The sequence below is a fragment of the Ligilactobacillus sp. LYQ135 genome (assembly GCF_053711055.1).
Map to the genome: position 1 here is coordinate 129,641 of NZ_JBSJYT010000001.1, position 15,232 is coordinate 144,872.

Annotated in this window: 10 protein-coding genes; 2 read left to right on the forward strand and 8 right to left on the reverse strand. The window is 32.9% G+C overall.

Features of this window, described 5'->3' with window-relative positions:
• Window position 1 precedes the first annotated feature (1 nt).
• Together ACWCL1_RS00640 and ACWCL1_RS00645 are read right to left on the reverse strand one after the other, a co-directional pair.
• The gene (locus ACWCL1_RS00640; protein WP_454544994.1) at window positions 2–1,201 is read right to left on the reverse strand and encodes a multidrug efflux MFS transporter; all 1,200 of its coding nucleotides are present in this window, start codon (window positions 1,199–1,201) and stop codon (window positions 2–4) included.
• An 84-nt stretch (window positions 1,202–1,285) separates the two neighbouring features.
• A complete protein-coding gene (locus ACWCL1_RS00645; RefSeq protein ID WP_454545240.1) occupies window positions 1,286–1,870 on the reverse strand; it encodes a uracil-DNA glycosylase family protein in 585 nt (194 codons plus the stop codon).
• 365 nt (window positions 1,871–2,235) lie between these two features.
• Here ACWCL1_RS00645 and ACWCL1_RS00650 point away from each other — a divergent pair, with 365 nt between their 5' ends.
• Window positions 2,236–3,864, forward strand: a complete 1,629-nt coding sequence (locus tag ACWCL1_RS00650) for a LysM peptidoglycan-binding domain-containing protein (protein ID WP_454544995.1) — start codon at window positions 2,236–2,238, stop codon at window positions 3,862–3,864.
• Between the two features lie 97 nt (window positions 3,865–3,961).
• On the opposite strand, the gene ACWCL1_RS00655 is transcribed toward ACWCL1_RS00650, so the two are convergent.
• From ACWCL1_RS00655 to uidA, 4 genes are all read right to left on the reverse strand, one after another.
• The gene (locus ACWCL1_RS00655) at window positions 3,962–5,746 is read right to left on the reverse strand and encodes an alpha amylase N-terminal ig-like domain-containing protein (protein ID WP_454544996.1); all 1,785 of its coding nucleotides are present in this window, start codon (window positions 5,744–5,746) and stop codon (window positions 3,962–3,964) included.
• 15 nt (window positions 5,747–5,761) lie between these two features.
• Entirely contained in the window at window positions 5,762–7,324 is a 1,563-nt protein-coding gene (locus tag ACWCL1_RS00660) for a bifunctional metallophosphatase/5'-nucleotidase (RefSeq protein WP_454544997.1), read from the reverse strand.
• 275 nt (window positions 7,325–7,599) lie between these two features.
• Entirely contained in the window at window positions 7,600–7,962 is a 363-nt protein-coding gene (locus ACWCL1_RS00665; RefSeq protein ID WP_454544998.1) for a hypothetical protein, read from the reverse strand.
• 190 nt (window positions 7,963–8,152) lie between these two features.
• On the reverse strand, window positions 8,153–9,946 hold the full coding sequence (uidA, locus tag ACWCL1_RS00670; RefSeq protein ID WP_454544999.1) for a beta-glucuronidase: 1,794 nt from the start codon (window positions 9,944–9,946) through the stop codon (window positions 8,153–8,155).
• Between the two features lie 233 nt (window positions 9,947–10,179).
• On the opposite strand from uidA, the gene ACWCL1_RS00675 reads away from it, so the two are divergent.
• Window positions 10,180–11,160: a stealth family protein gene (locus ACWCL1_RS00675; RefSeq protein WP_454545000.1), complete on the forward strand. Its 981-nt coding sequence runs from the start codon at window positions 10,180–10,182 to the stop codon at window positions 11,158–11,160.
• Window positions 11,161–11,184: 24 nt separating this feature from the next.
• Here ACWCL1_RS00675 and ACWCL1_RS00680 read toward each other — a convergent pair whose 3' ends face one another.
• Entirely contained in the window at window positions 11,185–12,231 is a 1,047-nt protein-coding gene (locus ACWCL1_RS00680) for a sugar transferase (protein ID WP_454545001.1), read from the reverse strand.
• Window positions 12,232–12,679: 448 nt separating this feature from the next.
• On the reverse strand, window positions 12,680–14,725 hold the full coding sequence (locus tag ACWCL1_RS00685; protein ID WP_454545002.1) for a beta-galactosidase: 2,046 nt from the start codon (window positions 14,723–14,725) through the stop codon (window positions 12,680–12,682).
• Between the last annotated feature and the right edge of the window lie 507 nt (window positions 14,726–15,232).

Here is a 15,232-nt window from a genome sequence, read left to right on the forward strand (position 1 = left end):
CTTATTTTTCAATGGACTTTGTACTATGATGTACCCATCCAATATTAACTGCAACTAATGCAGCTGTTGACAAAAATACTCCACCATAACCAAAGAATCCTGAAACTGTAGATCCAATTAGTGGTCCAAAGATGTTCCCCATAAATTGAGCAGATTGATTATAACTAAAAATTCTTCCAGAATATTCATTTGACGAATACTTCGCTAATAGTGTTTGAACTTGAGGTAACAATGCTGCATCAGAAATCCCTACTAAAAAGCGTAATGCTGCTAGTTGCCAAATATTAGTTACAAAAGCTTGTGGAATATATACAAACATTGCAAAAATCAAACCGCCCATTAAAATCTTTTGTGTACCAATTTTATCGCCCCACGTTCCAAATAATGGAGCAGCAAATAAAGTCGCTATTCCTGGTAATGCAGCAACAATTCCACTCATCATATCAACATTATTAGCTCCATGTAAAAGTTGTTGTACATATAAACTAATTACCGGTGAAATTGAATTATTTCCTGCTTGAATGATTAAAGTAGTTACAAACATTCCAATTACAACATGCGGATACTGTAACTTACCTAACAACTGTCGTAATGGCAATGTTTTTTCTTTAGATACAGGAGTAAAGTTATCTTCATGAACAAATAACAAAGTTAAAACAAAAACAATTGCATAAGCCGTTCCTGTTAGAAAGAAGGTTACGCGGTATCCAAACGCACCAGCAATTGCACCACCAAATAATGGTCCTAAAAGCATCCCAGCAGTTGTTCCCGTTGAAAGAGTGCTTAAAGCTTTCCCACTATGTTTACTTGGAACTTGCGATGCAATTAACGCTGCTGTATTTGCAACAAAGCCGGCAAAAAATCCTTGAAGTAAACGTAAAACGGCTAATTGCCAAACAGCTTGAACGGTTCCCATTGAAGTCATCATTACTCCCATTCCAGCAGCTGAAATTAACATTACTTTCTTTCTGCCATACTGATCAGCAAATTTCCCCCAAATTGGAGCCATCCATGAAGAAACTAAGAAAGTTGCAGAAAAAACAATTCCACTCCATAAATTTAATTCCATTCGATTAAAATGGCCAAGTGTTTTAATATACAATGACATGAATGGCATAATTAATTGAAATCCCATGCCAACAATAAAATTACCAAACCATAGTACTCGTAAATTTCGTTTCCACTCTGGAGTTGAGCTCATTTAATTCACCTCCTAACAAATTGTAAGTAAAATTCAATAACTAACAATTATACTCTCTTTTTATAAAAATGCTAGTATCATGATTTACTTCAAAACTTGATTAACACGTTGCTTTAGATGCGGTAGAACATCGGTTTCAAACCATGGATTATTTTTCATCCATAATTTATTGCGGGGAGAAGGATGTACAAGCGGAAAATATTGTGGTAAGTAATCTTGGTAATCTTTAACAATGTCAGTTAGTCGCATTGAACTGGGAACATTTAGATAATGTTTAATAGAGTAAGATCCTACCAAAATCGTTAATTTGATTTGTGGCATCTTTGCAATTAATTGTGGATGCCATTTATCCGCAAAACCTTTTCGTGGAGGTAAATCACCGCCCTTACCTTTTCCTGGAAAGTAAAAATCCATTGGTAAAACTGCAATTTTGCCAGAATTATAAAACTGTTGTCGATCAATTCCCATCCATTCACGTAAATGATCTCCACTAACATCATCCCAAACTCGTTGACGCTGTTCTGCTACTTTTCCAGGAGCTTGGCCGACAATTAAAATTTCAGCAGAAGATGCCGCATAGTATAATGGATCAATTCCATTTTGAGTATATGTTTGATTCATTGGATCATCTTTAATTTCTTGTGTAATTTTTTTAAATTTTGCTTCCATTTTCATTTTTTCAACTCCATTTAATCAGTTTACTACAATTAAATTATAAGAAATTAGCCACACTTACTTAGCGAAATTTCATCTAAATTCCAAAGATGTAACATAATTGTAAATTGTGAATTCTCTGTGAAGATTAATTAACCCTATAATATCGCACTTCATAGACTCTTAATAAGTTCTTAAATATTCAATCATAAATTTGACGTAATATGTAAAGATCTTTAAAATAAAAGTTGGATGTATTTTGTTACATACTAAACTATTTTTGTAATTTACATAGCACTTTTTTGTAATATTAATCATTTATAATTCATTACAGGAAAAGTTTAGTTGTATTGGTTTAAAATATATAGGAGTGAATTTATTTGAAAAATACAGCGAAAAAAATCGTTGCCGGTACAGTTGGTGCAGCAGGTTTATTCATAGCCTCTGCAGCTTCTGTAAATGCAGATTCAGTTCATCATGTTGTTAAAGACGATACAGTATGGGCTTTATCAGAAAAATATGGTGTATCAATCAAGTCAATTCAAGAATTGAATAATCTTGATAAGAACACTAGCATGATCTATGTTGGCCAAGATTTAAAAATTCCTGGCAAAGAATCTCAATCAACTAACAATGGTACATATGTTGTTAAAGAAGGAGATTCATTGTGGTCAATTGCACAACAATATGGTACTACTGTAGATCACTTACGTAGCGTAAATGGTTTAACTTCAGATACAATTTACGTTGGTCAAACATTAAAATTAGACGGTACAGCTACACCAGTTAAAGGTAGTGCTTCAACTACTAAGACTAAGAAGGCTCAAGCTACTTCTTCAGTAAAAACAAACCAAGCTTCAGCTGCTTCCTCAGCACAAAAAGCAGCTCCTGCTTCAACAAGCACTGCTACTCAAAGCTCAAGTGCTCAAGCACAAAGCTCAAGCACTCAAGCTCCAGTTGCTTCAAAAGCTTCAAGTGCAAGTACTGCTTCAACTAGCGCAGTATCATCAAGTACACCAGCTACTTCAAGTTCAGCTGTAAGTACTTCACAAATTGCTTCAAGTTCATCACAAACTTCAACTAGTGTAGTATCATCAAGTACTTCTTCTGTATCATCAAGCACACCAGTTGCTTCAAGCTCAAATAGTACTTCATCAAGCGTTGCTTCATCTGCATCAAGTTCAAGCACTCAAGCATCATCAAGTTCAAAGCAAGCAGTTATTGCTGCTAACCATATCACATATACAGTACAATCTGGTGATAGCTTATATTCAATTGCTCAAACTTATGGTGTTACGGTAGAATCATTACGTGAAGCTAACCCTAATGTTACTACACCAATGGCTGGTCAAAGTTTGATTATCAACAATCCAACTAAAGATCCTGCTGCTGAAACTTCATCAAAGGCTGCTGAATCAAGCCGTCAAGCTTCAATTGCAAGTAGCCAAGCAGCTGCTTCATCACAAGCTGCTGCTCAAAGTTCAAGCATTGCTGCAGCTCAACAAAGTTCAAGTACTGCTTCAACAAATAATAATTACAGTACAACAAATACTAATACTACAAACAACACAAGTAACAATACACAAAATACACAAAATGCAACAGCATCATCAGCAAGTTCAGCAGCTGCTTCATCAACAACTGCTTCTGCTTCAAATGTTAATGGTAGTGCAATCGTAGCTTATGCTGAATCATTTATCGGCGTACCTTATGTATATGGTGGAACTACACCAAGTGGTTTTGACTGCTCTGGTTTCGTTCAATACGTATACAACCACTTTGGAATTAGCTTACCACGGACAACAACACAACAAGAAAACTGTGGTACACAAATTCCTGTTAGCCAAGCACAACCTGGTGACTTATACTTCTGGGGTAGCAAAGGTTCAACATACCACGTTGCAATCGCAATTGGTAATGGTCAATACATTGCTGCACCTGAACCAGGTCAAACTGTTTCAATTGGAAGCACACAATACTTCCAACCATCATTTGCTGTTCGTTTATAATTTAAAAGATAAAATAAACAAAATAAGACTAGATTAAATTCTAGTCTTATTTTTTGTATAAAAAAAGCTCCTAAAAGGAGCTTTTACTTTTATATAATTACATTTTCAAAATCATAAATCCATTTTGAGCAATTTTATTATCATCACGCATTAAATTTTGACTCAATATGATTTGAGCACTCTTAGGAATAACCACCTTAATACTACCATATCCAAAATTAAATAAACTGTATAACTTTTGATCATCATACTCTCGGGTTAAAGTAAAGTAACGATATTTATTACTACTTTGTCCCCAATCAATTGATCCTTGATTTAAAATATCTGCAAAATCACGGCGCATTGCAATTGCATCTTTCATAAATTCAAACATTTTTGAAGATTGCTGTTCTTTTTTCCACTTCATTGGATTTAAGTTTTGTGGGAATTGATCCCCACTTAAACCAACTTCTGTACCATACATGAATGCAGGTACCCCAATTTGAAGAAATGTGAATGCAATAATTGCACGGGCTAAATCTTCTTCTCCCATACATTTACTTAATAAGCGCGGAGAATCAAAATTTTCTAATTCATTGATTAACGCTTGATTTGTATGGGTAGTATTTTTCATTAACATGTTATTCAACCGTGAAATCATATCAGTTACATTAATTGAATGTTCAACAAAAAAGTCATTAATAACTGCCTGGTATAATGTATTATTTGCACTGTCAATTAAATCATTTGCTAAATCTTGATGTGGCAAATGTTGATATTTTCCTAAAACTAGAAATTCTGCTTTAATACTGTGCATTTGCTTTGTGAATAAATTTAAAAATGTACGGTCAATCTCATCGCCATTTAAGATCTCCCATCCATCAATATCAAAGGTTTCTACCCAATACCGAGCTGTTTCAGAAAGATATTGTTGAACTGTTGGATTTTGTAAGTTCAATTTTGGCATATGGATATTATTATCAATGTTTAAATATCCCGCTTGAGAATCTTCATCTTCTAATGGAACTTTTACTGGAAATTGTCGTACTTTAAACCAGCTTGCAAATCGTGATTGTGCTCCAAATTGTTGAACATCTTGCCATTGTAGGGACATGTCACTCATTCGATCAAGCGGTAATTGAACCATAACTTTAATTCCATGGTGGTGAGCTTTTCTCACCATTTCACGAAATTCTTCTTTTGATCCAAAAATGTAGCTAATATCATATAAATCAATTGGATCATATTTTGTATTGGAATAAGAAGCAAATATAGGTGAAATTTTAATTCCATTAACTCCAAGTTCTTCTAAATAATCTAAATGATCAATAATTCCGCGTAAATCGCCACCATAAAAATTAGTAGTAGTTGATTGATCTAGGTCCCATCTTGCAGAATTTAATGGATCATTTTTTTCATTTCCATTTGCAAAACGATCAACCATGATTTGATACCATACTGTTTTTTGTGCCCATTGCGGATTTGAGTGCAATAAAAACATGTTTTGATAATATGGTGTGTAAAAAGGAGTCGCTGTTTCTAAAAAATCAGCCATATATAATCGTACATTAACTGCGTCATACAACAACTCACCATCATGATCACCAATTAAATGAAATAAATATTGCATTCTTTCGCGTACTTTTACAGGAATGATTGCTTCCCAATAATCATATAACTCTGTTTTTAAAATTAATTTCATTGCATCTACATTCGGCCGTGCAATGTCAATTGTATCAATATCAGCATTTTTTTGTGCCCTAATTTTTTCAATGTTACCATAAATAATTTCAACTTGATTAACATCAGCATGTTTAGTGCGTAAACGTACCTTAAATTGGTTTTTACCAGCTAAATATGCCATTTCGCTTTCTGGACGATGGTAAATTGCTGACTTTTCCATCATACTTTCCTCGCTTTACTTGATAATTTTTAAATTTGTTGGTTGAACGGCTTTAAGTTCTGGATGTTTTTGTAAGTGAGCAATGATTAAACGAGGCATTTCGGTTTCATCTTGTTTAACAATTTTATCTGCATTAAACATCTCATAGTTGCCACCACCAACACCACGATATTGATTCATTGCAATTCTTAATCGATCATTATCCTGAACAGCTTTATTATGATACTGCAATTGAGTTAACCGATGTCCTTTAGGTTGACGCAAATCAAACTCATAGTCAATTCCAGAGTAAAAATCATAATTATATAGCTGCATCTTAGGATATGAGAAGTCCTTTGAAACACCTAAACTACCATCTTTATGAAGTTCAAAGAATGATGCACAACGTTCAAGTGCTTCTTTTAATTCTTTTCCACTAATTTCTTCAACTACTAATGTATTGGGATAAACATAACTATTCATGACATTTCGAATTGTGACTTCATGCCCTAATCCTGTAACCTCATCATTGAACAAAGCTGTGCTTGCAATATCCACTCCCATTGCATCCATCTCAACTTCATTCACTAATTGTAAGTATGGATGTCCATTTAAACGTGCTTGCATTGGATCATGAATGATCATGTCACCATCAATAGTAGTAATAGTTTGATCAAGCCACGTTTCAACATCTTCATGCCAATCAGAAGTCAAGGCATTCATCCAAAGTTCCTCATCAGCATCCTTTACTTCAATTAATTCTGCTTGCGCATCTTTAACATGATTGTCAGCATCTAATTCAAGAGTAATGCAACCAATTTGTTCTGCTCTAAATCCTGGTTGAGTTGTTGGAATTCCATTAACAACTTCTGCAATTTTACGGTGTTGGTGGCCAGTAACCAAAGCATCAATACCTGGTACTGCAGTTAATAGTTGATAACCTTCGTTTTCACCAGTTAATTTTTCAGTTGGCTCGCCTGTTTGTAAATCGCGTTCAAAACCGCCATGATAAGCAACTATTACTACATCAGCTTTTTCCTTTAATTCAGGTACATACTTTTGCGCAGTTTCAAAGGCTGATTCAAACTTCCATCCTTCAATATGTTTAGGTTGTTCCCAATGAGGAATATATTGAGTAGTTAATCCCAATATCGCAATTTTAACGCCATTTTTCTCAAAAATTTTATAAGGTGCATCAATAATATGACTTGCTGGCCCTTCTTGCATATTAGCATTCAAAATTGGATAATTGCGATCAGCTAAAGTTGGATTTAAATAATCAGGACCATAGTTAAATTCATGATTACCTAAAATACCTACATCAGCTTGTAAGTGATTAATCATTTTTACGAGGTCTAAATTGTAATGTTTTTGATCGCGAGTTTGATATGCATAATCAGTCATTGGAGATCCTTCAACAAAATCGCCATCATCAATATAAAAGAAAATATCACCATTTTCTTCAGTTTCTTTTCTCATTTGGTTGATGATTGATCCTGCTTTTAAATATCCAAGTGGATGATAATCTTCGCGTGAACTAAAATTGGTTGGATAAATATATCCATGAACATCACTTGTTGAAACGATCTTGATTTTCATAAATAATAACACCTCTGTTATAAATTTCTCACCATGAATTATTGTACCTTTTTCACATCGTAAAAATAAAGCATATATACTAAAAAATTGTATAAAAAAGCTAACTGAATCAACAGTTAGCCCAAAATAAACTACATTCACCGTAATTTTATTTAAACCGCCATACGTTAGCAATAATCTCGTTTCACTGCACATTTTTATTCAGACCGCTGCGTACTAGCAGTACTCTCATTTATTTTTAGGTAATTATACCCTACTTACTAATATAAAGAATGTTAATGTACATTTACATATCTCTTAATTAACTTCACAAACTTAACTTGATTAGCATTCAAAACCACTTTTACTTGATGATTTTTTTGATAACGAATAATATTTCCAAATTGATCAAAATCTAAGTTTGTCCGCTCATATTTTTTATCTTTCATAACCAATAATTTAGTAATATATTTAAGTTGTTCATTGGTGAATAAAGTTTCTAAATTACCCTTTTGATCAATTTTAATTCCACTAAGATCTAAAGTTATTCCTTGAAGTTTTAAATTAATGGTATTACTATAATGTTCTGCATCAATTAACATACATAATGCATCAATTTCATCTTTAGAAAATGGAATTAAACCATCTTGTAATTTCATGCTGTTATCCCCTCTAATTTTATTAAACTATCTCATTAATTTTTTATTACTCTGTTACATTATACGTTATTTCAAATACTCATACATAACTGAATTACTGACTTAATTAAAATTCCACAAAAATAGATCATGAGTTAATCATGATCTATTTAAGCGTTTCGAATGCTATTTAAATGTTTTGATGATGTTCTTATTTTTCTTCTTCAATTTGATTCCAACGTTTTTGCAATACATATGCAATGGCTTTAGGTTCACGATCACGTGTGAAGACTCCTTTACGATTACCGTTAACCCGAATTAAGCCAGCGGGAGTTGCAAAATCAGCAAAATTCCAGAGAAGTTCACCCATAACATAATCAAATTCATCAAACACTTCAAAGTTTGCTTTATAATAATCAACTTGATATCCTTCAGAGTAAGGTTCCCGGTACATTGAGTTCATGCCACTCATTGTATCGGCACCAAATTCAGTAAAGACAAGTGGCTTGTCTGGATATAATTTATGCCATTCTTTAATTTCATTTCTTAAGTCATCTTTAGCTTTATTCAAATCGTTAAAGTCAACATACCAGCCATAGTAACGATTCAAACCAATTACATCAAAAAGATCAGTAACTTTGTCTACATCTGGAGTTGAAACTAAAATCTTTGGTGCAATTAATGGCAACTTTTGCCAATCATGTTCACGCGTAAAATCAGTAATTTCTTTAAAGTATTCATGAGCTCCATCTTGTTGAGTAGCCGCTTCATTAGCTACTGACCACATAATTACAGAAGGATGATTTTGATCACGTGTAATGGTTTCTTGGATTACTTGCTTATGTGCTGGCATAGTTTTCATATTTTTCCAAGTATTGATTTGAGTTTCGCCACCCGCCATTGCATTTTGGAAATCTGAATAAATTCCAACTGCTGGGACCTCATCAATGACCATAATTCCATCTTTATCAGCCATTTGCATTTCTTCTTCAGAATATGGATAATGTGATGAACGAAAGGCATTTGCACCGATCCATTTCAATACTTGATGATCATGGTTAATGACTGCGCGATTCATTCCTTTACCAATAATTTGGAAATCTTCATGTCGTCCAAATCCTTTCAAATAAACTGGTTCGCTATTAACTAAAATTTTGCAATCTTTAATTTCAACTGTACGCACTCCAAAATCTTGAGTGTATGTATCGATTAATTGGTTATTTTCATCCCAAAGGCTAACTTTAAGTTGATACATGTATGCATTGCCAACATTCCACAAATGTGTGTCTGAAATAACTAAAGGTTCTGCATCTGCAAGCTTTTCACTGCGTGTATTTTCAACCATTTTGCCATCTTGATTAATAATTTCCAAGGAAATATTGTCATAATTACCACTAATTTCAATTTCTGGTTTAACAGTTGTTTCTTTTAAATCAGTATCATATTTAACCACAATTTCATCAATATGAGCTTGAAGAGAAGTTGTATAAATTTTTACTGGACGATGAATACCGGCATAATTATAAAAATCAAAATATCCAGTAGTTTCATATTCACCATTAGCTTTCTTGGTTGTTTCACCACCTGGAAGGGTCTTGTTACTTAAAAGATTACATAAGCGCACTTTTAAGTTGTTTTCTCCTACTCTAATATAATCATCAATTTCAAATTCAAATGGAGTAAAGCCACCTGTATGTTGAGCAACCTCTTTTCCGTTAATGTATACTTGCGCTTCATGCGTAGCTGAACCAAAACGCATCACATTACGTTGCGTTTTTTGAAGTGCAGAAATATTAAAGGTTGTCTCATACCAAAAATAACCATCATGATTGCGAATTTCATCATCAATCACTTGATCATTAAATGAAGCTGGTACGGCCATTGTGATTGGATTTGATAATGGTTTATCAACATCAATTTCTTCGCCATTTTTTTCAATTTTAAAATTCCAAAAACCGCTTAAGTCTGAGACAGTTCTAGTTGCATTCATTTTAGGATATAACATCATCAAAGCCTTCTTTCCCGTGTTGGCTTCATTCTACATCAACCTGCTTTTATTGTTAAATGAAATGTCCAATAAATTTGTATGAAAAAAGATTAAAAATATAATGTAATTTTCCCTTACAATGTTGAATTTACCCTTTCAAATTAGTATGATAAAGGATGGATAGGGAGTTAATGAGGACGGCCAAAATTATTCAACTAGATTAGATACTAATATGAGTAAAGGATGATTTTTTGAAAACCGAAATGATCGATCTTGTCATTCCATGGGTCAATGGTGAGGATCCAAAATGGCAAGCCAAGGCTAAAAAATATATGCCAAATAAAGATTTTACAGGTGAGCGTTTCCGCGATTGGGGAACTCTTAAATACTTATTTAGGACTGTAGATGCTTACTTACCTTGGATTCATAAAATTTATTTAATTACAGATGATCAAGTTCCAAGTTGGCTGGATACAAATAACGAAAAAGTTAAAGTAGTGGATCATCGCGATTTTATTCCAGCAGAATACTTACCAACTTTTAATTCTAATGCGATTTTGATGAATGCATATCGGATTCCTGGATTAGCAGAGCAATTCATGATCATTGAAGATGATATGTTATTCACAAAATCCGTTAATCCAGATGATTTCTTTAAAGATGGCAAAGTGCGTGACTTTTTGATTGAATCACCAATTTCTCCACATGAAGAGTTTTCATATATCTTAATGAATACAATGGTGTTGATTAATCAAAAATTTGATAAGCGTGAAACTTTAAAAAAACTTGCTGGTAAATATTTTAATCCTATTTATGGGATGCCATTAGTACGCACAATGGGAAGTTTCTTTTATCGTAATTTTACGGGATTTTATAACCGTCACTGCGTACAGCCTTATTTAAAAAGCGTTTATCGCCATGTAGTTGAAGATGTTTATCCTGTTGAGTGCAAAGAAACCATGTCTCATCATGTTCGCAATCGTAATGACATTACTGAGTGGATCGTTCGTTACTATAACTTATTAGAGGGGAACTTTATTCCAACCTCACCTAATCGTTATGCTTATTTTGAAATTAATGATCTTGAAGGAATTCGCCATGCAGTTAATTCTGAAAAGAAAGTTTCAATTTGCATGAATGATACTGATGTTGAAGATTTCAGTTCAACAATGAATGCACTTACTGGAATTTTAAATAATAAGTTTGACTTTAAGAGTCAATTTGAAAAATAAAGGTTACGGCAAATGCCGTAACCTTTATTTTGTAATTTCTTCAAGTTGCTTAACTGCGTTTTTAACAAAATAGCCTTCACGTAATTTTTGAGCTAATTTTACTGTGTTAGCTTTCATTTCTTGATATTGTTGCGTTGAAAGTTGATCTAGTACTGTATCAATATCATTTAAACTATCAACCGTAATTCCTACATTATACTTTTCAACAAATTGTGCTAAAGCTGCTTTTTTCCAAATAATCACTGGTAATCCTGAACTTAAATACAATGATGTTTTATGGGGATTATTATATTTTAAATATTCACCAAACATTCCATTGCATTCATCCACTGCATCGCCATCCCAAATTAAACCAAAACTTTGATCTAAATATTGAGGAAGTTCTTCTGGAGTGTGTTGTCCTTGATAATCAATACTTGATGGATAATTCTCGGCTGGATTAGGACCAAAAAGTTTTAATTGATGTTTTAAATTCATTTTTTGTAAAAAGTCTGCTTTGCCTGCCCGCAAATTTCCAGCAAATGCCAAAGTATAATCTCCATCTTTAATCTCTGTGTTAATCGAACATGGGTTATCATAATCAAAAATTTCCAAATCAACGATCGGAGTAGCAATTTGATGAGTCTTCATCCACTTTGTCATTGATGGGTTATGTGAAATAATTCCATCAGCTACATTTAACATATAACGTTCATTCGCTAAAAACTTCTCATCATGTTGAAAGAAACGCACAGATTCTAAATCATGAATTAACAAATATAGCTTAGCATCTGTAAGTTCCTTAATTTTAGTAATCAATTTCTTCATAATGTAAGGCGAATATGTAGGATATTGAAGAACAATTTCTCCTTCTGGATATTGCTTTATAATTTTAGCAATATCCAAATTAGCAAATTTCATTTTTTTGAATTTAGACAAAATCGATTGATCTTCGGTTGTAATTCCTAAATTCAAATCAACTTTTTCAAATTGTTCTTCCATTAAATAATGCTCAACATCTTTTTTAGCCTTTGGACCAGCATCATTATTATTTAATGGCTGATATTTTACTTGGAAAATATACTTTTTCACGTTTTCTAAGTTCTCCTTTAACTTAATTGCTTTAATAAGTATAGAACACCTTAATCGTTTTTGACAATCTCTTTTGTAAAAAGGTACAGCAAAAACATTTAAAATATGCATGGATGCAAATTAAAAAAAAGAAGTTGCAACCTTTGTTACAACTTCTTTGGTGTAAGGAAATTATTTAGAATTTAATATATTACTTTTCAACGTGATTTTTAAATGTAAACGACTAACTACTTAGATCTCAAAATATGCCTAAGCATATTTGACTTTTTCTTCCATGATGGTTCCTCCGTTCTATGGGGGACAATTGTTACAAATCCATTTGATAAACTCTTATATTTATCAACAATTATAGTATAACATGTTAGTTTTATTCAGTATATTTTTTATATTTCAGAAATATCATTCTTAATTGTTCCTTAATTAACTCTGGTTTTTTATAAAATTTCTTTTAAATCTCCATAAAAACACCTACACCATATGGCTTTAATTTAATTTCAAATTCCTCATTTTCATCCGTTAAAATATTTTTAACCCGCTGTTTTACATGCACAATTTGAGAATGAGAACTAAAGTTAATTGCAAAATAGTACTTTACTCCATCTAATACTCGAATTTGGATAGAAGTTTCTTTATTAACTTTACGTAAAGCACTGTAATGTGTAAGCATTAAATCTTTAGTAACATAATCATAAAATTTTTCTAGAAAATCAGCTCCTGTTCTTGCTCCGATATAGTAAGCAACTCCATTTTCTAAATGATTTTCAGTAACTGCAGGAGTGTTTTTATAAAAATCAGCTTTATATTGAGCTAGTGAAGTTGCCCCTCCTAATTCAAATAAATCACAGTAATCTTTAACATCATACAAGTAATCATTAAATTGAATTTGATTGCGTTGTTTTGGATAAAGGGTATCGGTTTCCCTAAAGTCAATTCCATAAGTTTCTTGCAGCGCTTCTGGCCATCCGTTCATATGAGATAAGAAGTTTTCATCAACCATTCCAGTAATGTATGTTCCTACTAAATAACCACCACTTTTAACATAAGAACGTAATTTATTACCAAACTCTTCACTCATCATAAAGTGCATTGGATCAATCACAAGTGTATATTTTTCTAAATCATCATCAACACTTACAAGTTCAACTGGGATATCATGTTCCCAGAAATAACGATAGTGATTTTGAATTGTTTCCCAGTACTTCTTACTTTCCTTAGCATATGTCCGGGCATCATCTAGTGCCCACATATTATCATAATCAAATACAATTCCTACTCTAGCATTTTCATATGTACTATTCAAAAGTGGCTTGACTTTTTCTAGATCTTTTCCGACTTGTTGTACATCCCGATAAACCCGAGTGTTAGCTCCTTGTTGGTTAGAAATAACTGCTCCATGGAACATTTCAGAAGCTCCGCGAGATTCATGCAATTGGAAATAATTGATTGAATTAGCTCCATGTGCAATTTCTTGCATACTACTCATTTCATGCATTCCAGGACGTTTTGCGCGGTTAACAGGATGCCAATTAACTTTAGAAGGTGTATTTTCCATAATTAAGTAGTTTTGATGTTTCAAACTACGCATCATATCATTCATTAAGGCAGTTTTCATTCCAAGTTCACGGGTTGATTCATAGTCATTTGCCCAATTTGGATATGAGTCCCAACTAACAACATCAACATGTTTAGCGAATTTCCAGTAATCCAATTCATAAAATACATGAGAATCATTTGGATTACCACCCATGAAATTGGTTGTTAGTGGAATATTTGGCGTAATTTCGCGTAATGGCTGTGCTTCATTTTCAAAGAAATCAATTGTTTGTTCGGTTACAAACCGTTTCCAATCTAAATTCAAGCTGGTAACATTTTCGTCTCCTAAAACACTTGGCGAATGCACTTGGTCCCAACTTGTGTATTCATGACTCCAAAAAGCACTCCAATATGCTTGATTTAAATTATCTAAAGTTTTATATTTCTTTTTCATCCATTCGCGAAATGCTTGTTGACATAGATCACAATAACATTCGCCACCATATTCATTTGAAACATGCCAAAGGACTAAACTTTTTCTTTTGCCATAACGCTCCGCTAATTTGCGATTAATAATTTGCGTTTTTTCACGATAAATTGGTGAAGTATAACAATGATTGTGTCTTTCACCAAACAAATGGCGTTGCCCCTTTTGATTAACACGTAAAACCTCAGGATATTTTTCTGCCATCCAGCGTGGTCTAGCACCACTTGGAGTTGCTAAAATTACATGTCCATTTTGAGCTTCAATTTTGTCAAAAATGCGATCTAACCATTCAAACTCAAAATGCCCTTCTTCGGGTTCTAACTTATCCCAGGCAAAAACTCCTAAAGTCAGTGAATTAATCTTAGCGTTTTGAAATAATCTGAAATCTTCTTCGATTACTAATGGATAATCAAGCCATTGGTCTGGGTTATAGTCCCCACCATGCAAAAATTCATTAACGTTTAATTCCACCATCTTAAAGCCTCCCTATAAAAGTTGATTACAAGACTATTATAATTCAGCTGACATTTATTGAAAACGCTTTACAAGACATTTTGACCAATTTCATAAAAAATAATAATTAGCGAACAATCCGTTATTATATTCGATCTTATTTCATCTCCCGCAACTTATGGTTATAATTAAATCAGAAATCCTTATTAATAATTATTGTTGATATATCAGCATTCGATAATGTTTAATCACTAAAACTATATCTTAATAATCATAAAAAAGTTCTTTAAAAAAACACGAAAACCAGGCATCAAAACCTGGTTTAATCATATTGACTATTTTTTGTCAAAAGTATACCCTATCAAGTATAGGGTATTATCTCTAACGTATCCTATAACTAACTTACTTACGCTTAGCCTGTGAACACGTTACTCCCACTCATGTGTTTGCAGGCTTTGTTATTTGATACCGTAAAAAATTATATCATAATTTTAGCTAAATATGTGGAACTTTCATTATCCTTAAAAT